Origin of the sequence: Streptomyces sp. NPDC059851, from assembly GCF_042732005.1 — a bacterium.
Classification (GTDB): Bacteria; Actinomycetota; Actinomycetes; order Streptomycetales; family Streptomycetaceae; genus Streptomyces.
The window spans coordinates 1-23,152 of sequence record NZ_JBHWJJ010000018.1 but is presented as its reverse complement, the minus strand read 5'-3'; the positions used below and the strand labels follow the sequence as shown (position 1 = coordinate 23,152).

Here is a 23,152-nt window from a genome sequence, read left to right as displayed (position 1 = left end):
TAAGTACGCACGATCGACCGGGGGGGCAGTGTGATGCGCGGAGGAAAGCGGGGCGGCCGGGGGGTCGTCCGCGCGGGGGTGTCGTCGGCGGTGCTCGTGCTCTGCCTGGGGGGACTGCTGGTGGCCCCGCCGGCCCGGGCCGCCGAGGGCGGCTGCGGCGGACAGCTCGTCAAGACGCTGCCGTTCCACGCGGGAGAGGTGCGCATCTTCAAGACGCGCACCCGGGCCTGCGCCGTCGCCCTCGCCCGGGATCCCGGCGAGCGCCGGCCGATGACGGTGAGCATCCAGCCGCGCGGCGGGGTCCCGGTCCGCGATATCGGGCGATTCACCCGATATGCCGGACCTGTCACTGTCGGTGCGATCAACCGCTGTGTGTATGTAAAGGGGAGCGTCGGGGTCGGATCCGCCGAATCCGGCTGGATCCTGTGCTGAGGGTGAGGCCCAACTAGGTCTGTTCAGCGGCGTGTTGACCCCGCTAGGTTCACGTGGGACCGCAGTGAACTCAAGGGGAGGGTGAATGCGCAAGACGCTTGGCCGGCTGCTGCCGCTCGTCGTGTTGATCGGCACCTTGGGCACGACCGGCTTCACGGCTCAGGCGGCCACCGCCGCAGAGCCGGCCATCGCCGGACAGGACGCCGCCACGGACATCAAGGACCAGATCCTCGCGATTCCGGGCATGAGCCTGATCGAGGAGAAGCCGTACCCCGGCTACCGCTTCTTCGTACTGAACTACGAACAGCCGATCGACCACCGGCAACCGTGGAAGGGCACCTTCAAGCAGCGCATCACCTTGCTGCACAAGGACGTCTCCCGGCCCACCGTGTTCTACACCTCGGGCTACAACGTCAACACCAACCCGCGGCGCGCCGAGCCGACGACGATCGTCGACGGCAACCAAGTGTCGATGGAGTACCGGTTCTTCAACCCGTCCCGCCCCGACCCGGCGGACTGGTCGAAGCTGGACATCTGGCAGGCGGCCAGCGACCAGCACCGCATCTTCACCGCGCTGAAGAAGCTGTACCCGAAGAACTGGCTCGCCACCGGCGCCAGCAAGGGCGGCATGACCGCGACGTACTACGAGCGCTTCTACCCGCGCGACATGGACGGCGTCGTCGCGTACGTCGCGCCCAACGACGTGGTCAACGACGAGGACTCGGCCTACGACCGGTTCTTCGCCAAGGTCGGCACCAAGGAGTGCCGCGACAAGCTGAACGCCGTCCAGCGGGAGGCGCTCGTGCGCCGTGAGCCGCTGGAGGCCAAGTACGCGGCCGCCGCGGCCCAGAACGGCTGGACCTTCAACACCGTCGGGAACCTCGACATGGCCTACGAGGCCGTCGTCCTCGACTACGTGTGGGCGTTCTGGCAGTACAGCATGCTCTCCGACTGCGGCACCGTCCCCGCGGACGCCAAGTCCGCCACCGACCAGGAGATCTGGGACTCGGTCGACGCAATCTCCGGTTTCTCCGCCTACGCCGACCAGGGCCTGGAGACGTACACGCCGTACTACTACCAGGCCGGTACGCAGCTCGGGTCGCCGGACATCAAGCAGCCGCACCTCAAGGGCCTGACCCGGTACGGCTACCAGCCGCCGCGCAACTTCGTGCCGCGCGACATCCCCATGACCTTCCAACCGGGGGCCATGGCGGACGTGGACAAGTGGGTGAAGAACAACGCCCACCAGATGCTCTTCGTGTACGGGCAGAACGACCCGTGGGGCGCAGAACCGTTCCGCCTCGGCTACGGGACCCATGACAGCTACGTCATGACCGCACCCGGCGCCAACCACGGGGCCAACGTCTCCAAGCTCCAGGAGGGCGAGAAGGCGCTGGCCACGCAGCGGATCCTGCAGTGGGCCGGGGTCGTCCCGACCGCCGCGGCCCTCGACGCGGGCCGGGCGGCGCCGCTGGCGAAGCCGGACGCCCAGCTCGACCAGAAGGACCTGGAGCGCGAACCGCAGCTGCGGCCGTAACGACCGCCCGGGCCGCGGGCCGCGGGCCGGCGTACGGGGTCAGTCGTACGCCAGCCCGTGGCCCAGCGGGTAGCGGCCCGGCACCGGGACCGGCAGCCGGCCCGCCGGCCGGGTCGCACCGGTGATCACCCGGGCAGCCGCCCGCATCTCCACGTCCGTCCAGGTGTAGGTGGCTAGCTCGGCCGCGCACCCCGGTAGCCGGGCCGGGTCGTAGGGGTTCCGGATCGCCACGACGACCACCGGCACCCCGGTCGCCACCAGGTCCGCCACCAGCTTCTGCTGCGGACCGTCCCCCTCCGGCACGTTGTACGTGCACACGAGCACCGCCGCACGGCCCGCAGCCGCGGCCACCGCCTTGCCCGGCGGCACCGCCGTCGCCCGGCAGCCCAGGGCGGTCAACTCCCGGGCCAGGACCACGGTCGGGGGACCCGTCGTACCGCTGGGGGAGGCCGGGTCGGTACCGGTGACCAGCAGCGCGGGCGCGGCCGACGGGTCCAGCGGCAACAGCTTCACGGGATTGGCCAGCAGGGTCGTCGTACCCGCCGCGATCTCGTCAGCGGCGGCCAGGTGGGCCGTCGTGCCCACCGCCCCGTCCACCCGGCCCGCAGTGGTCTGCGGCCGGTCGAACAGGCCCCGGCGCGCCTTGAGCTCCAGGATCCGCAGTACCGACTCGGCGATCCGGGTCTGCGTCAGCTCGCCCGCCTCCACCGCGGCGACCACGCTGCGGAACGCGAGTCCCAGGTCCGGCGGGTTCAGCAGCTGGTCGCAGCCGGCCTTGAGGGCCAGCACCGGCACCCGGTCGTCCCCGTACTTCTGGCGGACGCCGGCCATGTCGAGGGCGTCGGTGACCACCACCCCGCGGAAGCCGAGGCGTTCGCGCAGGATGCCCGTGACGATCGGCCGCGAGAGGGTCGCCGGGTCCCCCGAGGGATCGAGCGCGGGGAAGACGATGTGCGCCGTCATCACGGCGTCCACGCCCGCCTCCACCGCTGCCCGGAACGGCGGCTCGTCCAACTCCTCCCACCGGGCCCGGCTGTGCCGCATCACCGGCAGCCCGACGTGGCTGTCGGTCTCGGTGTCCCCGTGGCCGGGGAAGTGCTTGGCCGTCGCGGCCACCCCGGCGCCCTGGTAGCCGCGCACCTGGGCGGCGACCAGGGCGGCCACCGCCTTCGGGTCGGACCCGAAGGACCGGACGCCGATCACCGGGTTGGCCGGGTTCACGTTCACGTCGGCCACCGGCGCGTAGTCCTGCCGGATGCCCATCGCGGCCAGCTCGGTGCCCGCGATGCGCGCCGCCCGCCGGGCCTCGGCGGTGGCCGACGCCTTGCCGCCGTGCGCGCCCAGGGCCATCGCCCCGGGCAGCAGGGTCGCGGGCTTGCCGACCCGGGCCACGGCGCCGTGCTCCTGGTCGATGGAGAGCATCAGCGGGATCCCCGCACCCGTGACCGCCGCCGCCTGCTGGAGACCGGCCGACAGGTCGGCGATCTGCTGCGGGTCGCGGGTGTTGCCGGCCCAGGAGAACAGGACGACCCCGCCGAGGTGGTAGCGGGAGATCAGCTCGGCGGCGGTCCGCACCCCGAAGTGGGACAGGTTCTTCTCCGCGTCGGCCGGGTCGGGTTCCGTCGCGGAACGCCCGTACGCCCGGGACACGAAGAGCTGCCCGACCTGCTCGGTCAGGCTCATTCCGGCCACCACGCGGCGCAGTTCGGCCCGGTCGGGAGCCGGGCCGGGAGCCCGGTCGCCGGGGCGCGCGTCGCCGTGGCGGGCGGCCCCGGAGCCCCTGGAGCCGCCGGAGGGACCCGAGGGACCGGAGGGGGTGGGGGCCCCGGAGGAGTTGCCCAGGGCGTAGGAGACCGCCCCGGTGGCTGCGGCGGCGGCCACGGCGGCCGCGGCGAGCAGGGACCGGCGGGAGGCGTGGTTCGGCACGCGCCGGACCTTACTGCGGGGCCGCGCTCCCGCCGCCGTCGACACGTCCGGGGTCCCCCGGACGGGCTGCGGCTCCCGCCGCCCAATGCTCCTGCAAGGTGCGTACGGCCTCCGTGATCGCCGGCCGGCGGGCCGCTCCGGTCCGCCAGAGGGCGTACAGCCTGCGTACGGGGCCCGGTTCGAGCGGCACGGCCACCGCGCCGGTCGGCAGTGCGCCGGTGCCCAGCCGGGGGACGACGGCCACCCCGAGCCCGGCAGCGACCAGGGCGACGATCGTGTGGTTCTCCTCGGCCACATGGGCGATGTCCGGCTCGAAGCCGGCCGTGCGCAGCGTCCGTACCAGCCAGTCGTGGCAGACCCGGCCGGGCGGCTGGCACACCCACCGCTGGTCGCCGAGGTCCGACCTGCGGATGACGGCCCGTGTGGTGAACGGGTGCCCCTCGGGTACCACCAGGTCGCACAGGTCATCCCCGATCACGGCCTGCTCGACGCCCTCGGGGGCGGGCAGCGGGGCGATGTCCCAGTCGTGGGCCACCGCCAGGTCGCTCACCCCCCGGGCGACCAGGTCCACCGACAGATGGGGGTCGACCTCCGTGAGGCGTACGTCCAGAGCGGGATGACGGCGCGCCAGGTCCGCCAGCACACTGGGTAGCAGGCCCCGCGCGGCCGAGGCGAAGGCGGCCACGGTCAGCAGCCCGCTCGGCTGCCCGCGGCGCTCCTCCAGGGTGGTCTCGGCCCGCTCCACGATCGCCAGCAGCTCGCGGGCGGTACGGGCCAAGTGCCAGGCCTCCTCGGTCAGCGCGACCCCGCGCCCGCGCCGCTCCAGCAGCGTGGTGCGGGTCTCCCGTTCCAGCTTGGCGATCTGCTGGGAGACGGCCGAGGGGGTGTACCCGAGGGCGGCCGCCGCGCCCGCGACGGAGCCGTGGACGGAGACGGCGTGCAGGGCGCGCAGCCGGGACAGGTCGAGCATGCTCCAACCGTAAGCACTGCTTCATCCATTACGGAAGAGATCCGCGCTGGTGCTACATCATGGCGGCGCGGATGCTCGGTGCATGCGTCCCGTTCACACGGCCCTCGCCGTACTCGTCGCCGCCGTCTGGGGCGTCAACTTCGTCGTCATCCAGATCGGGCTCGGCCACTTCCCGCCGCTGCTGCTGTCCGCCCTGCGCTTCCTCGCCGCCGCACTGCCCGCGGTCTTCTTCGTCGGACCGCCCAAGGTCGCCTGGAAGTGGGTCCTCGGCGTCGGCGCCGCCCTCGGCATCGCCAAGTTCGGCCTGCTGTTCACGGGGATGGCCGCCGGGATGCCGGCCGGGCTGTCCTCCCTCGTCCTCCAGGTCCAGGCCGTCTTCACCGCCGTCCTCGCCGCCGCCGTGCTGCGGGAGCGGCCCGGCCCGGTCCGGCTGGCCGGCATGGCCGTCGCGCTCGCCGGGATCGCCGTGGCCGCCGCGGACGGGGGCGCCTCCGGGCCGGTGCTCGGCTTCACACTGGTCGTCGCGGCCGCCGCCTGCTGGGGCGTGTCCAACGTGCTCACCCGCAAGGCGGCCCCACCCGACGCGCTGAACTTCATGGTCTGGGTGTGCACCGTGCCCGTGCTGCCGCTGCTCGTGCTGTCGCTGCTGCTGGAGGGGCCCGAGCGGGACCTGGCCGCGCTACGGGCCCTGGACTGGTCCGGGGTGGGCGTCATCGCGTACGTCGCCTGGATCTCGACCGTGTTCGGCTTCGGCGCCTGGGGGTACCTGCTGCGGCGCTACCCGGCCTCGGCCGTCGCGCCGTTCTCGCTGCTCGTGCCGGTGTTCGGGATGTCCTCGGCGGCGCTGGTGCTGGACGAGGGCGTGTCGGGGCCGCGCTGGGTGGCGGCGGTGCTGCTGGTGGGCGGGGTCGCGCTGACCTCACTGGCCCCGGCCCGGCCGCGGACCGGGGCGGGGCCGGGCCGTTCGGGAGGGCACGCCGGGGCGGCGGAGCAGGTGCCGTCCCCGTCCCCGTCCCCGTCGCCGTCGTCGTTCCCGTCGCCGTCGTCCGTCAGCGCGGGGAATCCTCCTGCAGGGGCAGCCGCCAGTCCTGGCCCGTGAGGGCGACCCCGTACGAGCGGTGCGGCCGCTCGGCGACCAGGGTGAAACCGGCGCGCTGGTAGAGGGCGCGGGCCGAGGTCAGCACGTCGTTGGTCCACAGCACGAGCTCGCGGTAGCCGGCCGACCGGGCGAATTCCACGACCGTGTCGACCAGCAGGGCCCCGATGCCGTGCCCGCGGCCCTCGGGCTCCACCAGCAACAGGCGCAGCCGGGCCGTGCCGGGCGGTCCGTCCTCGCGGACGCACATCACCGAGCCGACCGGACGGCCGTCGAGCTCGGCGATCCAGACACGCTCCGCTTGCGGGTCGTGGTCCTCCGCGAAGTCCGCGACGATACGGGCCACCAGTGCCTCGAAGTCCGTGTTCCAGCCGTATTCGGCGGCGTAGAGCGCGCCGTGCCGCTGCACGATCCAGCCCAGCTCGCCGGGTTCCGGATCCCGCAGCCGTACCTGTCCGCCGGAGGTGTCCATGGCGCCGAGGGTAGCGTGCGGGGGCGTGGGCGGAACTCCTGGTTCGCGGCGGCCCACGGGCCTTGCGGAGGCGCCCGGGACCGGCCCGAGGTAATGGAAACGTAAAGTTCCGAATTCGGGGTGCAACCCCCGGGCGCACAGGTGGGTCGTACGGTGCGTCGGCACTTCCGGGGAGGGATCTGGGGGGATCGGGAAGTCCGGCGAGGGAGGGGTAACCGTGAGGGGGTCCGGCCGGGGAGGCCGGGCCCCCTTCTGGTGTCGCGGCCGTCCGCGGCCCGTTGCCGCGGCCGGGGCGGGGCGGTCGTCCACAGGTCTGCCGGGCTGTCCGAGGCGGACGGTAACTTCGTGCCATGACAACCAACGGGGCGGTGCAACTGGCGGTGGTCGAGGGGGTGCTGGAGCGCATCACCTACGCCAACGAGGAGAACGGCTACACGGTCGCCCGGGTCGACACGGGCCGGGGCAGCGGCGACCTGCTGACGGTCGTGGGCTCGCTGCTCGGGGCCCAGCCCGGCGAGTCGCTGCGCATGGAGGGCCGCTGGGGCTCCCACCCCCAGTACGGCAGGCAGTTCACCGTGGAGAACTACCGCACCGTGCTCCCCGCCACCATCCAGGGCATACGCCGCTACCTCGGCTCCGGCCTGATCAAGGGCATCGGCCCGAGGATCGCCGACCGGATCGTGGAGCACTTCGGCACCGACACCCTCGACGTCATCGAGAGCGAGCCGAAGCGGCTCGTCGAGGTACCCGGCCTCGGCCCCAAGCGGACCAGGATGATCGGGGCCGCCTGGGAGGAGCAGAAGGCCATCAAGGAGGTCATGGTCTTCCTCCAGGGCGTGGGCGTGTCCACCTCCATCGCGGTGCGCATCTACAAGAAGTACGCCGACGCCTCCATCTCGGTGGTGAAGAACCAGCCCTACCGCCTCGCCGCCGACGTGTGGGGCATCGGCTTCCTGACCGCGGACCGCATCGCGCAGGCCGTCGGCATCCCGCACGACAGCCCGGACCGGGTCAAGGCCGGGCTCCAGTACGCCCTGTCCCAGTCCACCGACCAGGGCCACTGCTTCCTCCCCGAGGAGCGGCTGATCGCCGACGGGGTCAAGATGCTCCAGGTCGACACCGGGCTGGTCATCGAGTGCCTCGCCGAACTCGCCGCCGACCCGGAGGGCGTCGTCCGGGAATCGGTGCCCGACCCGGAGGGCGGGCCGGACCTCACCGCCGTCTTCCTGGTTCCCTTCCACCGGGCCGAGCTGTCCCTGGTGGGCCAGCTGCGGCGGCTGCTGAACGCCGAGGACGACCGGATGGAGTCCTTCCGGGAGGTGGACTGGGACAAGGCCCTGGGTTGGCTGGCCGGGCGCACCGGGGCCGATCTGGCGCCCGAGCAGCGCGAGGCCGTCAAGCTGGCGCTCACCCGCAAGGTCGCCGTCCTCACCGGCGGGCCGGGCTGCGGCAAGTCCTTCACCGTGCGCTCGATCGTGGAGCTGGCCCGGGCCAAGAAGGCCAAGGTCGTGCTCGCCGCGCCCACCGGCCGCGCCGCGAAGCGGCTCTCGGAGCTGACCGGGGCCGACGCCTCCACCGTGCACCGGCTGCTGGAGCTCAAGCCGGGCGGGGACGCCGCGTACGACCGGGACCGGCCGCTCGACGCGGACCTGGTCGTGGTCGACGAGGCGTCGATGCTGGACCTGCTGTTGGCGAACAAGCTGGTCAAGGCGGTGGCGCCGGGAGCGCACCTGCTGCTGGTCGGGGACGTGGACCAGCTGCCCTCGGTCGGCGCCGGGGAGGTGCTGCGCGACCTGCTGGCGGACGGCAGCCCGGTGCCCGCGGTCCGCCTGACCAGGATCTTCCGGCAGGCCCAGCAGTCGGGCGTGGTCACCAACGCCCACCGGATCAACACCGGCCTACCGCCCCTCACCGACGGGCTGCCGGACTTCTTCCTCTTCGCCGAGGAGGACGGCGAGGAGGCCGGCCGGCTCGCCGTGGACGTGGCCGCCCGCCGCGTACCGGCCCGGTTCGGCCTCGACCCGCGCCGCGACGTGCAGGTCCTCGCGCCCATGCACCGGGGCCCCGCCGGGGCGGGGACCCTCAACGGCCTGCTCCAGCAGGCCATCACCCCGGCCCGGCCGGACCTGCCGGAGAAGCGGTTCGGCGGTCGGGTCTTTCGGGTCGGCGACAAGGTCACCCAGATCCGGAACAACTACGAGAAGGGCGCGAACGGCGTCTTCAACGGCACGGTCGGCGTGGTCACCGCCCTTGACCTCGTCGAGCAGCGCCTGACGGTGCGGACGGAGGAAGATGAGGAGGTCGGGTACGAGTTCTCCGAGCTGGACGAGCTGGCGCACGCGTACGCGGTCACCATCCACCGGTCCCAGGGGAGCGAGTACCCGGCGGTCGTGATCCCCGTCACCACCGGGGCTTGGATGATGCTCCAGCGCAACCTGCTCTACACGGCGGTGACGAGGGCGAAGAAGCTGGTCGTCCTGGTCGGGTCCCGGAAAGCCCTGGCCCAGGCGGTGCGTACGGTTTCTGCAGGCAGGAGGTTCACGGCGGTCGCCCCTAGGCTGTCCGGCCGCATACCGGTGGGAAACACGGCCTAGGGTTTCCGCATTCGGCGCGGAGGGGGCAGGATAAGCAGGTTGACGGCACTCAGTGCCGCCAAAATGCCTTACGCCGACCCCGAGTGCACTCTCCTGCGCCAGATGGGGGAAGGTAGAGGAAGTCAGGGCACCTCGAAGAAGAGGCACTACGTCGGTGAGGGATGACGTGAGCGACAACTCTGTAGTACTCCGGTACGCGGACGGTGAATACACCTACCCGGTGGTCGAGAGCACCGTCGGTGACCAGGGCTTCGACATCTCGAAGCTGAGGGCCCAGACCGGGCTCGTCACCTTGGACAGCGGCTACGGCAACACCGCCGCCTACAAGTCCGCGATCACCTACCTCGACGGTGAGCAGGGCATCCTGCGTTACCGCGGCTACCCGATCGAGCAGCTGGCGGAGCGCTCGACCTTCATCGAGGTCGCCTACCTGCTGATCAACGGTGAGCTGCCGACCGTCGACCAGCTCGCGTCGTTCCGCAACGAGATCACCCAGCACACCCTGCTGCACGAGGACGTCAAGCGCTTCTACGACGGCTTCCCGCGCGACGCGCACCCGATGGCCATGCTGTCCTCCGTGGTCAGCGCGCTGTCGACGTTCTACCAGGACAGCCACAACCCGTTCGACGAGAAGCAGCGCCACCTCTCGACGATCCGCCTGCTGGCCAAGCTGCCGACGATCGCGGCCTACGCCTACAAGAAGTCGGTCGGCCACCCGGTCGTCTACCCGCGCAACGACCTCGGCTACGTCGAGAACTTCCTGCGCATGACCTTCTCCGTGCCGGCCCAGGAGTACGAGCTCGACCCCGTCGTGGTCTCCGCGCTCGACAAGCTGCTGATCCTGCACGCGGACCACGAGCAGAACTGCTCCACCTCCACGGTCCGCCTGGTCGGCTCCTCGCAGGCGAACATGTTCGCCTCGATCTCCGCCGGCATCTCGGCCCTGTGGGGCCCGCTGCACGGTGGCGCCAACCAGTCCGTGCTGGAGATGCTGGAGGGCATCCAGCGCAACGGCGGCGACGTCGACTCCTTCATCAACAAGGTGAAGAACAAGGAGGACGGCGTCCGCCTGATGGGCTTCGGCCACCGCGTTTACAAGAGCTTCGACCCCCGCGCGAAGATCATCAAGGCTGCGGCGCACGATGTCCTCTCGGCCCTCGGCAAGTCCGACGAGCTGCTCGACATCGCCCTGAAGCTCGAAGAGCACGCGCTCTCCGACGACTACTTCGTCCAGCGCAACCTGTACCCGAACGTGGACTTCTACACGGGTCTGATCTACCGCGCGATGGGCTTCCCGACCGAGATGTTCACCGTGCTCTTCGCGCTCGGTCGCCTGCCCGGCTGGATCGCCCAGTGGCACGAGATGATCAAGGAGCCGGGTTCCCGCATCGGTCGCCCGCGCCAGATCTACACCGGTGTCGTCGAGCGCGACTTCGTGCCGGTCGAGGCCCGCTGACCCCAGCGGCCCCGGCCCCGGTCGGCCCCGGTCCGAGCGGCCCCGATCCGACGGGCCGGCCGTACGCGGCCGGCCCGGTACGGCGGGCGGGCCGCGCATCCGGTTTCCGGCCCGAACAGCGAAAAGCGCCCCGCCGTCGATCCCCCCACGGGTCGACGGACGGGGCGCTTTCCCTTTCCCCGGCACCGGATTCCCCCCACGGGATCCGAGCCGGGTGTCGGCGAGGAGCGCAGGCCGGGTGCGCTCCGGTCGGGTGTCTGCCGGGACCCGTACGGGTCGGGAGGGCCGCTCAAAGCACCCCGTTGAGCACGCGTCCCGGCCGGCCGATGCCACGGACGTCCCCCAAGACCCCCGGCGAACGTCCCCCAAGACGTTCCGGCATCGCCCCATTAGACCCACTGCGGGGCCCAATGGTTACGTTGTCATTCTGTGATCTGCGTCTCCTGTGAAGGAAGTGTGCACAGAATGAGGAGGGGCGTCTCAGCGGAAGGATCGCAGACGCAGGCTGTTCGTCACCACGAAAACCGAGGAGAACGCCATCGCAGCCCCTGCGATCATCGGGTTGAGCAGGCCGGCCGCGGCCAGCGGCAGCGCCGCCACGTTGTAACCGAAGGCCCAGAACAGGTTGCCCTTGATGGTGGCGAGGGTCCGGCGGGAGAGCCGGATCGCGTCCGCCGCCACCCGCAGGTCCCCGCGCACCAGGGTCAGGTCGCTCGCCTCGATCGCGGCGTCCGTACCGGTGCCCATGGCCAGGCCCAGGTCTGCCTGGGCGAGCGCTGCCGCGTCGTTGACGCCGTCGCCGACCATGGCGACCGTACGCCCCTCGGCCTGCAGCCGCCGTACGACATCGGCCTTGTCCTGCGGGAGCACCTCGGCGATCACCTCGTCGATGCCCACCTCGCGGGCCACCGTCTCGGCCACGGCCCGGTTGTCGCCGGTCAGTAGGACCGGGGTGAGGCCGAGGGCCCGCAGCCGGGAGACCGCCTCCGCGCTGGTCTCCTTGACCGCGTCGGCCACCGTCAGGACCCCGCGCGCCGCGCCGTCCCAGGCCACCAGGACGGCGGTGCTGCCCGCGGCCTCGGCGGCCGCCTTGGCCCGGGCGAGGTCGTTCGGAAGCGGAATCGACCGGTCGGCGAGCAGCCGGGGGCGGCCCACCAGGACCGCGCGGCCCTCCACGACGCCCTGGACGCCGAGTCCGGCGAGGTTCTCGAATGACTCGGGTACCGGCAGGGCGCCGGCCCCCCCGACTCCGTGCGGCGGTACCCCCGCGGCCGCACCGGCGGCGACGGCCCGGGCGATCGGGTGCTCGGAGGCGTGCTCCAGGGAGCCGGCCAGCCGCAGCAACTCCGCCTCGTCCGTGCCCTCGGCGGCGTGCACGCCGGCCAGGGCCATCCGGCCCGTCGTGACGGTTCCGGTCTTGTCGAGGACGACGGTGTCGACCCGGCGGGTGGACTCCAGCACCTCGGGCCCCTTGATCAGGATGCCCAGCTGGGCGCCGCGCCCGGTGCCGACCATCAGCGCGGTCGGGGTGGCGAGGCCCAGGGCGCAGGGGCAGGCGATGATCAGTACGGCCACGGCGGCGGTGAAGGCGGCGGTGGGGTTGCCGGTGGTGAGCAGCCAGGCGACCCAGGTGCCGAGGGCCAGGAGCAGGACGACGGGGACGAAGATCCCGGAGATCCGGTCGGCCAGGCGCTGCACCTCGGCCTTGCCGTTCTGCGCCTCTTCGACGAGCTTGGCCATGCGGGCCAGCTGGGTGTCGGCGCCGATCCGGGTGGCCTCGACGACGAGGCGGCCGGAGGCGTTCACGGTGGCGCCGGTGACGGAGTCGCCGACCCCGGTCTCGACCGGGACCGACTCGCCGGTCAGCATGGAGGCGTCCACGGCGGAGCTGCCCTCGACGACGGTGCCGTCGGTGGCGATCTTCTCGCCGGGGCGGACGACGAACCGGTCGCCGACCGCGAGGGCGCTCACCGGGATCCGTACCTCCCGGCCGTCGCGCAGCACGGCGACGTCCTTCGCCCCGAGCTCCATCAGGGCCTTCAGGGCGGCGCCCGCCTTCCGCTTCGAGCGGGCCTCCAGGTAGCGGCCGAGCAGGATGAAGCTGACGACGCCGGCGGCGACCTCCAGGTAGATGGTGGAGGAGCCGTCGGTGCGGGAGATCGTGAAGTCGAAGCCGTGGCGCATGCCCGGCATTCCGGCGTGGCCGAAGAACAGGGCCCACAGGGACCAGGCGAAGGCGGCGAGGGTGCCCACGGAGACGAGGGTGTCCATGGTGGCGGCGCCGTGGCGGGCGTTGGTCCAGGCGGCCCGGTGGAAGGGCAGGGCACCCCAGACGACCACGGGCGCGGCGAGGGTGAGCGAGAGCCACTGCCAGTTGTCGAACTGGAGGGCCGGGACCATGGCGAGCAGGACGACGGGCAGCGCGAGCGCGGCGGAGACCAGCAGTCGCTGGCGCAGGGCGGCGGTCTCGGGGTCCGCCGCCGCCCGCTTCGGCGCTCCGGCCCCGACCCCGGCCCGGGCCTCGGCTTCCGCTTCGGGCTCGGACTCGGGCTCGGGCTGGGGCGGCGGGGGCTCCTCCGCGGTGTACCCGGTCTTGACGACGGTCGCGATCAGGTCGGCCACCGTGGTGCCGGAGGCGTAGGCGACGTGGGCCTTCTCGGTGGCGTAGTTCACCGTGGCGCTGACGCCGTCCATCCGGTTGAGCTTCTTCTCGATGCGGGCCGCGCAGGAGGCGCAGGTCATCCCGCCGATCGTCAGTTCGACCCGGGTGGTGTCGGCGGGCGCCGCCGCTATGGGTCCGTCGTGCACCGTACTGCTGCTCTTGCCGCTCGTACTCGTGCTCATGCTCATGATCCGGCTCCAAGGGGGATCCGGGCCGTACGGATCCAGTATGAGCTGGAGGTACGGCCCGGTCGGGTGCTGCGGAGGTGCTGGAGGTTCTGGAGTTCTGGCGGTGCTGTGCTGGCGTGGGGCTGCTCAGGCGCGGCCGGCGAGCTCGTAACCCGCCTCGTCCACGGCGGCGCGGACGTCCTCGTCGGCGAGCGGCGCGGCGGAGACCACGGTGACCTCGCCGGTCGCGGCGACGGCCTTGACCGAGGTGACGCCCGGCAGGGCGGAGAGCTCGGTGGTCACCGCGCCCTCGCAGTGCCCGCAGGTCATGCCCGTCACCCGGTAGACGGTGGTGGTCCGGGTGTCCGTCTCGGCGGTCATGTCGTTCTCCTCTTCGAAGGTGCGTCCGGTGCGGCCGGAAGGGGTGGTGGTGCGGAGGCCGTCACTCCACCGTCCTCCCGACACATAGAGACTATACCCCCTGGGGGTATAAATGCGAGAGGCGTCGGCGTTTTCCAGGCCGACGCCACCGGGCCGCCGGCGCCCGGGTCAGGTGTCGCGGCGCCGATTGCCGGGGCGGCGGGCCACCCACGCCCGGATCGTGTCGGCGTACCAGTAGGGCTTGCCGGCCTCGACGTGGTCGGGCGGGGGCAGCAGTCCGTGCTTGCGGTACGAGCGGACCGAATCCGGCTGGACGCGGATGTGGGCGGCGATCTCCTTGTACGACCACAGCTGTCCGTCGCTCATCGACGACACCTCCTCGTCCACGTGCCGGGCCGGCCGGGAGGCCGTCGGGGGAGCCGGCGCGTGGACACAGACGATCACTCGGGTTGTGCCCGGGGAACGACGGAGCGGGACGACGGGGGAGGGGTTGTCGAATGCCTGTGACGGAAAATCCGCGGGATCCGGACATGCGTGAGTCGTGGGGGACTCAGGGGACAGGAGGTACGCCCGGGGGCACCCCGGGGCGGAGCCCGGGGGCGGTGGAGCCCGGAAGGATCGGTCGGAGGCCGGTACGCGGGGGCGGGCCGCCGGTCAGCGGTACAGGGCCGGCCGCTCCACCAGCTCCACCGGGGTCCGGACACCACTGCGCGTGGCCGCGACCCCGGCCTCGCAGACGGCCGCCGCCGCGTAGCCGTCCCACGCATCGGGTCCGGCGACCCCGCCCCGCGCGGCCGCGGCCACCCAACGCCGCAGCTGACGGTCGTAGGCGTCGGCGAAGCGCACGGTGAAGTCCTGCGGGATCGCTCCGGAGCGGGTCCCCGCCCGCCTGACGGTCATCGCCCGGGGCTCGCCGATGGAGGCGCTGCCCGCCTCGCCCACCGCCTCGCACCGGACCTCGTAGCCGAAGCCGCAGTTGACGAAGACCTCCACGTCGACGATGGCCCCGCCGGCCATCTCCATCAGGACGAAGCGGGGATCGTGCAGGTCCTCCGGGGCCGCCGAGGTCGGGGGCGGGGAGAACACCGACACCGCGGTGATCTCCTGCCCCAGCAGCCAGCGGGTCGCATCGACCTCGTGCACCAGCGAGTCGTTGATCAGGCTGTCACTGGTGAAGAAGGGCAGGGAGACCGCGTTGCGGTGCCGGCAGTGCAGGAACAGCGGCCGACCGATCCCGCCCGCGTCCAGCAGCCCCTTGAGCTCCTCGTACTCCGCGTCGTGCCGCCGCATGAACCCCACCTGGACCAGGCGCCGGCCCAGCCGCTGCTCGGCCTCCAGCACGCGCAGCGCCCCCGCCGCGTCCGGGGTCATCGGTTTCTCGCACAGCACCGGCAGCCCCCGCTCCAGGGCGAGCCCGATGGCCTCCTCGTGCGCCTCCCCGGGAGAGGCGATCAGGACGGCCTGCACCCCCGGCGCGGAGATCGCGGCCGCTGCGTCCGTGTGGACGGTCACCCCTTCCAGGCCGGCGGCGGCCTCCTTGGCCCGGTCCCCGTCCGGGTCGGCCACGGCCGTCACCCGGGCCCCGCCGACCGTCCGCCCGATCCGGCGGACGTGGTCGGCGCCCATCTTCCCGGTCCCGATGACGGCGATGCCGAGCGTGCTCATGTCGTTTTCCCTTCAGGCGGGCGGTCAGCGGTCAGGCGGTCGGGGGTGCGGCAGCCAGTGGTCCGGTGGTCAACGGGCGCCGCAGGAGCGGAGGTAGGCGCGGGTGCGGCGGGCGATCGGCAGCGGCCGGTCGGGCGGGCAGGGGTACATGTCCTGTTCCACGATGGCGAAGAGGTCCACACCGAGCCGCTGGGCGGCGGCGAGCACGGGCTCCAGGGCGGGCACACCGGCCGGCGGCTCGCACATCACGCCCCGGGCCACGGCCGGGCCGAACGGCAGCTGCTCCGCGACGACTTCGGCGAGGATCCGCGGGTCGACCTGCTTCAGGTGCAGGTAGCCGATCCGCTCGCCGAACGCCTCGATCGCCCGCACGCTGTCGCCGCCGCAGTACGCGTAGTGCCCGGTGTCCAGACAGAGGGAGACCAGGTCCGGGTCGGTGGCGTCCAGGAAGCGGGCCACGTTCCCGGGGGTGTCGAGGTGCGTGTCGGCATGCGGGTGGACCACGATGCGCAACCCGTGGCGCTCCCGCACCTCCCGGCCCAGGCGCTCGGTCTGCGTGGTCAGTTCGCGCCATTGCGCGGCGCTGAGCACGGGGTCCTCCAGCTCCTTGCCGGTCTTGTCGTCCCGCCAGAAGGAGGGGATGACGACCAGGTGCTCCGCACCCATGGCCGCGGTCAGCGCCGCGATCCGCGACACGTGCTCCCAGGTCTGCTCCCAGACGGCGGGCCCGTGATGGAGTCCGGTGAAGACGGTGCCCGCGCTGACGCGCAGGCCCCGCCTGCCCGTTTCGTCGGCGAGACGGGCGGGATCGGTGGGGAGGTAGCCGTACGGGCCGAGCTCGATCCACTCGTACCCGGCCGCGGACACCTCGTCGAGGAAGCGGTCCCACGGGGTCTGCTGCGGATCGTCGGGAAACCAGACACCCCACGAATCCGGAGCCGAACCGATGCGGATACGGGTCAACGCGGGCGGGGAGGACGTCATGACGGCCACCTTAGGGTGCGGGACGAGCGGGAGGACCAGGCTGTGACCACAGCGGAGGATGTCGTTTTCGACCTCATCACCATGGGGCGGATCGGGGTGGATCTCTACCCGCTCAGAACGGGCGTACCGCTCGCGGAGGCGGACACCTTCGGAAAGTTCCTCGGCGGATCCGCCGCCAACGTGGCCGTCGCCGCGGCCCGGTTGGGCCGACGCACAGCGCTGATCAGCAGGACCGGCGCGGACCCGTTCGGCGCGTACCTGCGGGCAGAGCTGCGGCAGTTCGGGGTCGACGACCGCTGGGTGGCCGAAGTGGCCGCCTACCCCACCCCGCTGACGTTTTGCGAGGTGTTCCCGCCCGACCGCTTCCCCCTGTACTTCTACCGCCTACCGAAGGCGCCGGACCTGGAGATCGGGCCCGACGAGCTGGACCCGGCCGCACTGCGGGCGGCACGGGTGTTCTGGATGACGGGGACGGGCCTGAGCGCACAGCCGAGCCGGGCCGCCACGCTGGCCGCACTCGAAGCGCGGGCCAAGGCCGGGACCACCGTCTTCGACCTGGACTGGCGGCCGATGCTGTGGGAGGAGGACCCGGCGAAGTCCTACGCGCAGGCCCTGGCCATGGCCACGGTGGCCGTCGGCAACACACAGGAGTGCGAGGTCGCGACCGGCGAGTCCGATCCGCACGCGGCGGCACGGGCGCTGCTGGCGGCCGGGGTCGAGCTGGCCGTGGTCAAGCGGGGCCCCGACGGCGTCCTCGCCGTCCACCGCGACGGGACGGTGGCCGAGGTGGCCCCCCTGGAGGTGGAGGTGGTCAACGGGCTGGGCGCCGGCGACGCCTTCGGCGGCGCGCTGTGCCACGGCCTGCTGGAGGGCTGGGACCTGCCCCGGGTGCTCCGGTACGCGAACGCGGCCGGAGCCATCGTCGCCTCCCGGCTGGCCTGCTCGTCGGCGATGCCGTTCCCCGCCGAGATCGAGGAGGTGCTCGGGTGACGGCCTTGACCGACCACGCGCTGCCGCACGCCCGGCTGCGCATCCTGACCCTCGACCCCGGCGGGACGTACGAGCACGAGGCGGGGGAGTGCGAGTGGATCGTCCTGCCGCTCGCGGGCGGCCCGGCGGCGGTCCGCTGTGCGTCCCCGGCCGCGCCCCCGTCCCGGGCCGCCGCCTCGTCCGAGGGCCGCGAGCCGGAGTCGAAGCGGGAGCCGGATCCGGAGCCGGAGCGGGAGCCGGAGCGGGAGCGGGAGCCGGAGTCGGTGCCGCGGCCGGGCCCCCTCGCAGCCGAGGACGGCAGCATCGCGTTCGAACTGCGCGGCCGTGCCTCCGTCTTCGACTCCGTCAGCGACTTCGCGTACCTGCCGCGCGGCAGCCGCAGCACCGTCACCGCTCCGCAGGGAGGCCGGTTCGCCCTGGCCGGCGCCGTCTGCGAGCGGGTGCTGCCCGCCCGGTACGGTCCGGCCGCCGACGTTCCCGTCGAACTGCGCGGCGCGGGCCGCTGCTCCCGCCAGGTCAACAACTTCGCCGCCGCCGACGCCTTCGTCTGTGACCGGCTCATCGCGGTGGAGGTGCTCACCCCCGGCGGGAACTGGTCCTCGTACCCGCCGCACAAGCACGACGAGCACGACCCCGGCCGGGAGTCCCGCCTGGAAGAGGTCTACTACTACGAGATCGCCCCGCACGGGGACACGCCCGGCCTCGGATACCAACGTGTCAGCCCCTCCCCGGCGGGGAAGACCGACATCCTCGCCGAGGTGCGGACCGGCGACGCGGTCCTCATCCCCGACGGCTGGCACGGGCCGTCCATCGCCGCCCCCGGACACGACATGTACTACCTCAACGTGATGGCGGGGCCGGACAGGGCGCGGGAGTGGCTGATCCGCGACCACCCCGACCACGCCTGGATCCGCGACACCTGGCCCGACCAGGACGTGGATCCCCGACTGCCCTTCTACCGAGCGGAGGACCAGACCCGATGAGGCTCACCGTCGCCCAGGCCCTCGTCCGCTTCCTCACCCGCCAGTACACCGAGCGCGACGGCCGCCGCCGACGCCTGGTCGCCGCCACCTGGGGGATCTTCGGACACGGGAACGTCGCCGGCATCGGACAGGCCCTCCTGGAGACCGGCCGGCCCGACATGCCCTTCTTCCAGGGGCGCAACGAGCAGGCCATGGTGCACGCCGCCGTCGGCTACGCCCGCCAGAGCGGCCGGCTCTCCGCGCACGCCGTCACCACCTCCATCGGGCCGGGCGCGACCAACCTGGTCACCGGCGCGGCCCTCGCCACCATCAACCGGATCCCCGTCCTCCTCTTGCCCGGCGACACCTTCGCCACCCGGCCCGCCGACCCCGTACTGCAGCAGCTGGAGGTGCCCTACGCCGGCGACGTGTCCGTCAACGACACCCTGCGGCCCGTCTCCCGCCACTTCGACCGGATCAGCCGCCCCGAGGCCCTCGTCCCGGCCGCACTCCAGGCCATGCGGGTCCTCGCCGACCCCGTGCAGACCGGGGCGGTGACCCTGGCCCTGCCGCAGGACGTCCAGACGGAGGCCCACGACTGGCCCGAGGAGTTCTTCGCCGAGCGCGTGTGGACCGTACGCCGGCCCCGGCCCGGAACCGCCGAGCTGCGGGCCGCCGCAGAAGCGGTCCGCGCCGCCCGCCGCCCCCTGCTGATCGCCGGCGGCGGCATCCACCACAGCGCTGCCGAGGACGCCCTGCGGGACTTCGCCGGGGCCACCGGCATCCCCGTCGCCGCCACCCAGGCAGGCAAGGGCGCGCTGCGCCACGACCACCCCGCCGAGGTGGGAGCCGTCGGCCACACCGGTACCGCCACCGCCGACGACCTGGCCCGCGCCGCCGACCTCGTCATCGCCGCCGGCACCCGGCTGACCGACTTCACCACCGCCTCTTCCACCCTCTTCCAGGACCCCGGGGTCCGCTTCCTCGGCCTCAACCTCGACCCGTACGACGCCCACAAACAGGCCGCCCTGCCCCTGGTCGGCGACGCCCGCGAGAGCCTGGACGCCCTGCGCGCCGAACTGGCCGGCCACCGCGTGGACCCCGTCTACGAGCAGACGTACCGCAAGGCCAAGACCTACTGGGAGGCCCTGGTCGACCAGGCCTTCCACAGCCCCGACGACACGGCCCGCCCCACCCAGGCCCAGGTCCTCGGCGCCCTCGACGCAGTGGTCGACGACACCGACGTGGTCATCAACGCGGCCGGGTCGCTCCCCGGCGACCTGCACAAGCTCTGGCGGGCCCGCTCCCCGCACCAGTACCACGTCGAGTACGGCTACTCCTGCATGGGCTACGAGATCCCGGCCGCCCTCGGCGTCGCCCTCGCCGACCCCGGCCGGCCGGTGTGGGCGCTCGTCGGAGACGGCTCGTACCTGATGAACCCCACCGAGATCGTCACCGCGGTGCAGGAGGGCGTCCCGATCAAGGTGGTGATCCTCGACAACCACGGCTACGCCTCCATCGGCGGCCTCTCCGACGCCGTGGGCGGCGAGGGGTTCGGGACCGCGTACCGCTTCCGGGCGGGCGACGGCTCGTACACAGGACCGCCCCTGCCGGTGGACCTCGCCGCCAACGCCGCCTCCCTCGGCATGGCCGTGATCCGCACCCACACCGTCGGTGACCTGCGCAAAGCCCTCGCCGAAGCGCGGGAGGCCGACCGTCCCACATGTGTCTACGCACAGACCCGAACACCAGACACTGTGTCGGGCCCGCCCCCCGCACAGGCGTGGTGGGATGTTCCTGTGGCCGAGACCGCGACCCGTGCGGCAGCGGTCCGGGCACGCGAGGAGTACGACCGGCAAGCCGCTCAGCGACGTCGCCATCTGTGAAGGAGCAAAGGCAATGAGGACCGTCAACCACTGGATCGGTGGCAAGACCGTCGAGGGCGCGTCAGGGAACTACGGCCCGGTCACCGACCCCGCCACCGGCGAGGTCACCACCCAGGTCGCCCTCGCCTCCACGGCCGAGGTCGACGCAGCCGTGCAGACCGCCAAGGAGGCCTTCCAGACGTGGGGCCAGTCCTCGCTGGCCGCCCGCACCAAGGTACTGTTCGCCTACCGGGCGCTGCTCGACGCCCACCGCGACGAGATCGCCGAGCTGATCACCGCCGAGCACGGCAAGGTCCACTCGGACGCCCTCGGCGAGGTCGCGCGCGGCCTGGAGATCGTCGAGCTGGCCTGCGGGATCACCACGCAGCTCAAGGGCGAGCTGTCGACGTCCGTGTCGAACCGCGTCGACGTCGCCGCCATCCGCCAGCCGCTCGGCGTGGTCGCGGGCATCACCCCGTTCAACTTCCCGGCGATGGTGCCGATGTGGATGTTCCCGCTGGCCGTCGCCTGCGGCAACACCTTCGTCCTCAAGCCGAGCGAGAAGGACCCGTCCGCCGCGAACAAGCTGGCCGAGCTGGCCAAGGAGGCCGGCCTGCCGGACGGCGTGCTGAACGTGGTGCACGGTGACAAGGTCGCCGTCGACGCCCTGCTGGAGCACCCGGACGTGGCGGCCGTCTCCTTCGTCGGCTCCACCCCCATCGCCCGCTACATCCACACCACCGCGGCAGCCAACGGCAAGCGCGTCCAAGCCCTGGGCGGCGCCAAGAACCACATGCTGGTGCTGCCGGACGCCGACCTCGACGCCGCCGCCGACGCGGCGGTATCGGCGGCCTACGGATCGGCCGGCGAGCGCTGCATGGCGATCTCCGCGGTCGTGGCCGTCGGCTCCATCGGCGACACCCTCGTGGAGAAGATCCGCGAGCGCGCCGAGAAGATCAAGATCGGCCCGGGCGACGACCCCACGTCCGAGATGGGCCCGCTCATCACGGCCGCCCACCGCGACAAGGTCGCCTCGTACGTCAAGGGCGCCGCCGACCAGGGCGCCGAGGTCGTCCTCGACGGCACCGGGTACACGGTCGACGGCTACGAGAACGGCCACTGGATCGGCCTGTCCCTCCTCGACCACGTCCGCACCGACTCCGACGCCTACCGCGACGAGATCTTCGGCCCGGTCCTGTGCGTGCTGCGCACCGAGACCTACGAGGAGGGCGTGGCCCTCATCAACGCCTCCCCGTTCGGCAACGGCACCGCGATCTTCACCCGGGACGGCGGCGCCGCCCGCCGCTTCCAGCTGGAGATCCAGGCGGGCATGGTCGGCGTGAACGTGCCGATCCCGGTGCCGGTGGGCTACCACTCCTTCGGCGGCTGGAAGGACTCCCTCTTCGGCGACCACCACATCTACGGCAACGACGGCATCCACTTCTACACCCGGGGCAAGGTCGTCACGACCCGCTGGCCCGACCCGTCGGAGGCCCCGGTCGGCGTGGACCTCGGCTTCCCCCGCAACCACTGACCGCCCGGCGGGCCGGCCCCTGACACCCGCCCGCTGACGGACCTCCCCCGTCGAGACCCCCGACCGCCCACACGGCCGGGGGTCTCGGCCGTTCCAGCGCTTGCCGGCCGCCGGGCGGCCCGGCGACCCCCAGTACCGCTTCCGCTCTTGCGATCACTCGCCGGTCTCGCCGGTCTCGCCGGTCAGCGGGTCGGGGCCGGGCCCGGGGCGGGGACCGGGGCGGGGTCGACGTCCGGGGCGGGCGTGCTGCTGCTGCGGCGGCGGAGGGTGCGGGCGGTGGCGGCCGCTGCCGCGAGGAGCAGCAGGGCGGCGAGCGCCGGCCACGGTACGGCGGTGAACCGTACGACGGACTCCGCGGCCAGGTCCGGGTTGGCCGCTGCCCCTGCGGAGACCCGTACGGTGACCCGGTCCGACTGCGGCGCGTCCGGCCAGGGCTCCGTCAGCTCGATCCGCTGCCCGGGCAGCAGCACCAGCCGCTGTTCGCGGGCCGGCCGGTCCAGTAGCGTGCGGCCGAACAACCCCTCGGCCCTGACCGCCACCCGCGGTTCGATCACCACGTTGCCGCGGTTGACCAGGGCGTACGAGACCGTGGCGCGGGCCTCCTGCACCCACGGCAGCAGCGGCGCGGACCGCCTCACCCGTACGTCCTCCACGCTCAGCCCGGGCGCCAGCGGCCCCGGCACGCGGAAGTACAGCCGGGCGCCGACCTGACGCTGCACCCCGACCTGGACCTTGCCGTCCTGCTGGATGCCCTCCACCTCGGTGCCGAGGGCGACGATCCCGCCGACGTGGTCACCCGGGGCCGCGTCCTGCGGCACCCGCACGGTGAACGGGATGTCCAGCCGGCCCCGTGCCGGCACGGTCACGGTGGTCGCGGCCTGCGGCTCCAGCGCCACCCACGCGCCGACGTCCTGCGGTGTGCGGTCCACCGGCAGCAGGGCGAAGGCCCCGCCGACCGGGGTGTTCACGGCGTCGGTGCCGAAGACCCGGAACGTCCGCTCCCGGTCGGAGGAGTTCACGACCGTCACGCTGTCGCTGACCGTGGTGCCCGCCGCCCCCTGGTGGAAGAAGTAGGCGCGGCCGGTCACCGCTGCGCCGGCCGGCGGAGTCGGGAACACCCCCCAGGTGCCGTTGTCCGCGGCGACGGCCGGGTGGGACCGGGCGGCGGGCAGGAGCAACGCCGCGAGCAGGACCAGCAGACCGAGGAGCGGACGGGGCGGGCCGGGCGGGCCGGGCGGGCGCCGCGGGCCGGGCGGGCAGGGCGGGGTCGTGCGGGTGCGGCGGCGCATGGGCTCTCCCGTCGGCGTGGGCGTCGGAGTGGGCGGCGTGGGGCGTCGGCGTCGGATACGGGACGCGAGGAGGTGGTGGAGCGGCCCGGGGCCCCAAGACCCCCCGGCAGGGCCAGATAACCAAAACACCTACACCGCACTCCAAAACCAAAAGAGTAAGTAGGAGAAGG

The 23,152-nt window shown here is 72.8% G+C and carries 17 protein-coding genes and 1 pseudogene; 9 read left to right on the top strand and 9 right to left on the bottom strand.

Features of this window, described 5'->3' with window-relative positions; genetic code table 11:
• The first annotated feature begins 33 nt into the window (after nucleotides 1-33).
• Together ACFV7Q_RS08835 and ACFV7Q_RS08830 are read left to right on the top strand one after the other, a co-directional pair.
• Nucleotides 34-432, top strand: a complete 399-nt coding sequence (locus tag ACFV7Q_RS08835) for a hypothetical protein (RefSeq protein ID WP_385425473.1) — start codon at nucleotides 34-36, stop codon at nucleotides 430-432.
• A gap of 85 nt (nucleotides 433-517) precedes the next feature.
• Nucleotides 518-1,969 carry an aminopeptidase gene (locus ACFV7Q_RS08830; protein ID WP_385425470.1) on the top strand — a complete coding sequence of 484 codons (1,452 nt, stop codon included), beginning with the start codon at nucleotides 518-520 and terminating at the stop codon, nucleotides 1,967-1,969.
• 39 nt (nucleotides 1,970-2,008) lie between these two features.
• Here ACFV7Q_RS08830 and ACFV7Q_RS08825 read toward each other — a convergent pair whose 3' ends face one another.
• Nucleotides 2,009-3,895 (bottom strand): glycoside hydrolase family 3 protein, encoded by a 1,887-nt coding sequence (locus tag ACFV7Q_RS08825; protein ID WP_385425467.1) that lies wholly within the window; start codon nucleotides 3,893-3,895, stop codon nucleotides 2,009-2,011.
• A 10-nt stretch (nucleotides 3,896-3,905) separates the two neighbouring features.
• Nucleotides 3,906-4,865: a LysR substrate-binding domain-containing protein gene (locus ACFV7Q_RS08820; RefSeq protein WP_385425464.1), complete on the bottom strand. Its 960-nt coding sequence runs from the start codon at nucleotides 4,863-4,865 to the stop codon at nucleotides 3,906-3,908.
• An 82-nt stretch (nucleotides 4,866-4,947) separates the two neighbouring features.
• Between ACFV7Q_RS08820 and ACFV7Q_RS08815 the strand changes: the two genes are divergently transcribed.
• Nucleotides 4,948-5,964: an EamA family transporter gene (locus tag ACFV7Q_RS08815; RefSeq protein ID WP_385425461.1), complete on the top strand. Its 1,017-nt coding sequence runs from the start codon at nucleotides 4,948-4,950 to the stop codon at nucleotides 5,962-5,964.
• On the opposite strand, the pseudogene ACFV7Q_RS08810 reads toward ACFV7Q_RS08815, so the two are convergent.
• A pseudogene (locus ACFV7Q_RS08810) lies at nucleotides 5,915-6,412 on the bottom strand (GNAT family N-acetyltransferase); the annotation flags it as partial. The gene ACFV7Q_RS08815 and the pseudogene ACFV7Q_RS08810 sit on opposite strands and share 50 nt — an antisense overlap.
• 371 nt (nucleotides 6,413-6,783) lie before the next feature.
• Between ACFV7Q_RS08810 and ACFV7Q_RS08805 the strand changes: the two are divergent.
• Together ACFV7Q_RS08805 and ACFV7Q_RS08800 are read left to right on the top strand one after the other, a co-directional pair.
• Nucleotides 6,784-9,027 (top strand): ATP-dependent RecD-like DNA helicase, encoded by a 2,244-nt coding sequence (locus ACFV7Q_RS08805; RefSeq protein WP_385425458.1) that lies wholly within the window; start codon nucleotides 6,784-6,786, stop codon nucleotides 9,025-9,027.
• Nucleotides 9,028-9,193: 166 nt separating this feature from the next.
• The gene (locus ACFV7Q_RS08800) at nucleotides 9,194-10,483 is read left to right on the top strand and encodes a citrate synthase (protein WP_385425455.1); all 1,290 of its coding nucleotides are present in this window, start codon (nucleotides 9,194-9,196) and stop codon (nucleotides 10,481-10,483) included.
• Nucleotides 10,484-10,963: 480 nt separating this feature from the next.
• Here the strand turns inward: ACFV7Q_RS08800 and ACFV7Q_RS08795 are convergent, their stop codons facing one another.
• From ACFV7Q_RS08795 to ACFV7Q_RS08775, 5 genes are all read right to left on the bottom strand, one after another.
• Nucleotides 10,964-13,327 (bottom strand): heavy metal translocating P-type ATPase, encoded by a 2,364-nt coding sequence (locus tag ACFV7Q_RS08795; RefSeq protein ID WP_385425641.1) that lies wholly within the window; start codon nucleotides 13,325-13,327, stop codon nucleotides 10,964-10,966.
• A gap of 132 nt (nucleotides 13,328-13,459) precedes the next feature.
• Complete coding sequence (locus ACFV7Q_RS08790) at nucleotides 13,460-13,693, bottom strand: heavy-metal-associated domain-containing protein (RefSeq protein WP_385425639.1); 234 nt, start codon at nucleotides 13,691-13,693, stop codon at nucleotides 13,460-13,462.
• A gap of 168 nt (nucleotides 13,694-13,861) precedes the next feature.
• Nucleotides 13,862-14,059 (bottom strand): helix-turn-helix transcriptional regulator, encoded by a 198-nt coding sequence (locus ACFV7Q_RS08785; RefSeq protein ID WP_385425452.1) that lies wholly within the window; start codon nucleotides 14,057-14,059, stop codon nucleotides 13,862-13,864.
• 288 nt (nucleotides 14,060-14,347) lie between these two features.
• Nucleotides 14,348-15,358, bottom strand: coding sequence for a Gfo/Idh/MocA family protein (locus ACFV7Q_RS08780; protein ID WP_385425449.1), 1,011 nt, complete (start codon nucleotides 15,356-15,358; stop codon nucleotides 14,348-14,350).
• Between the two features lie 69 nt (nucleotides 15,359-15,427).
• Nucleotides 15,428-16,342, bottom strand: a complete 915-nt coding sequence (locus ACFV7Q_RS08775) for a sugar phosphate isomerase/epimerase family protein (protein ID WP_385425446.1) — start codon at nucleotides 16,340-16,342, stop codon at nucleotides 15,428-15,430.
• A 42-nt stretch (nucleotides 16,343-16,384) separates the two neighbouring features.
• On the opposite strand from ACFV7Q_RS08775, the gene iolC reads away from it, so the two are divergent.
• From iolC to ACFV7Q_RS08755, 4 genes are read left to right on the top strand one after another with little or no spacing between them, the layout of a single operon-like run.
• A complete protein-coding gene (gene iolC / locus ACFV7Q_RS08770) occupies nucleotides 16,385-17,332 on the top strand; it encodes a 5-dehydro-2-deoxygluconokinase (RefSeq protein ID WP_385425443.1) in 948 nt (315 codons plus the stop codon).
• Nucleotides 17,329-18,315, top strand: coding sequence for a 5-deoxy-glucuronate isomerase (gene iolB / locus ACFV7Q_RS08765; RefSeq protein ID WP_385425440.1), 987 nt, complete (start codon nucleotides 17,329-17,331; stop codon nucleotides 18,313-18,315). Before iolC ends, iolB begins: the two co-directional genes overlap by 4 nt.
• Nucleotides 18,312-20,180, top strand: coding sequence for a 3D-(3,5/4)-trihydroxycyclohexane-1,2-dione acylhydrolase (decyclizing) (gene iolD / locus ACFV7Q_RS08760; protein WP_385425437.1), 1,869 nt, complete (start codon nucleotides 18,312-18,314; stop codon nucleotides 20,178-20,180). The genes iolB and iolD overlap by 4 nt, the downstream gene beginning before the upstream one ends.
• A 13-nt stretch (nucleotides 20,181-20,193) precedes the next feature.
• On the top strand, nucleotides 20,194-21,693 hold the full coding sequence (locus tag ACFV7Q_RS08755) for a CoA-acylating methylmalonate-semialdehyde dehydrogenase (RefSeq protein ID WP_385425434.1): 1,500 nt from the start codon (nucleotides 20,194-20,196) through the stop codon (nucleotides 21,691-21,693).
• A 182-nt stretch (nucleotides 21,694-21,875) separates the two neighbouring features.
• On the opposite strand, the gene ACFV7Q_RS08750 is transcribed toward ACFV7Q_RS08755, so the two are convergent.
• Nucleotides 21,876-22,982, bottom strand: coding sequence for a DUF916 domain-containing protein (locus ACFV7Q_RS08750; RefSeq protein ID WP_385425431.1), 1,107 nt, complete (start codon nucleotides 22,980-22,982; stop codon nucleotides 21,876-21,878).
• Between the last annotated feature and the right edge of the window lie 170 nt (nucleotides 22,983-23,152).

Excerpts from the sequence above, each read along its gene's own strand:
- ACFV7Q_RS08835 (WP_385425473.1), top strand. The coding sequence starts at position 34 with ATGCGCGGAGGAAAGCGGGGCGGCCGGGGGGTCGTCCGCGCGGGGGTG.
- ACFV7Q_RS08830 (WP_385425470.1), top strand. The coding sequence starts at position 518 with ATGCGCAAGACGCTTGGCCGGCTGCTGCCGCTCGTCGTGTTGATCGGC.
- ACFV7Q_RS08820 (WP_385425464.1), bottom strand. The coding sequence starts at position 4,865 with ATGCTCGACCTGTCCCGGCTGCGCGCCCTGCACGCCGTCTCCGTCCAC.
- ACFV7Q_RS08815 (WP_385425461.1), top strand. The coding sequence starts at position 4,948 with ATGCGTCCCGTTCACACGGCCCTCGCCGTACTCGTCGCCGCCGTCTGG.
- ACFV7Q_RS08805 (WP_385425458.1), top strand. The coding sequence starts at position 6,784 with ATGACAACCAACGGGGCGGTGCAACTGGCGGTGGTCGAGGGGGTGCTG.
- ACFV7Q_RS08795 (WP_385425641.1), bottom strand. The coding sequence starts at position 13,327 with ATGAGCACGAGTACGAGCGGCAAGAGCAGCAGTACGGTGCACGACGGA.
- ACFV7Q_RS08790 (WP_385425639.1), bottom strand. The coding sequence starts at position 13,693 with ATGACCGCCGAGACGGACACCCGGACCACCACCGTCTACCGGGTGACG.
- ACFV7Q_RS08785 (WP_385425452.1), bottom strand. The coding sequence starts at position 14,059 with ATGAGCGACGGACAGCTGTGGTCGTACAAGGAGATCGCCGCCCACATC.
- ACFV7Q_RS08780 (WP_385425449.1), bottom strand. The coding sequence starts at position 15,358 with ATGAGCACGCTCGGCATCGCCGTCATCGGGACCGGGAAGATGGGCGCC.
- ACFV7Q_RS08775 (WP_385425446.1), bottom strand. The coding sequence starts at position 16,342 with ATGACGTCCTCCCCGCCCGCGTTGACCCGTATCCGCATCGGTTCGGCT.
- iolD (WP_385425437.1), top strand. The coding sequence starts at position 18,312 with ATGAGGCTCACCGTCGCCCAGGCCCTCGTCCGCTTCCTCACCCGCCAG.
- ACFV7Q_RS08755 (WP_385425434.1), top strand. The coding sequence starts at position 20,194 with ATGAGGACCGTCAACCACTGGATCGGTGGCAAGACCGTCGAGGGCGCG.
- ACFV7Q_RS08750 (WP_385425431.1), bottom strand. The coding sequence starts at position 22,982 with ATGCGCCGCCGCACCCGCACGACCCCGCCCTGCCCGCCCGGCCCGCGG.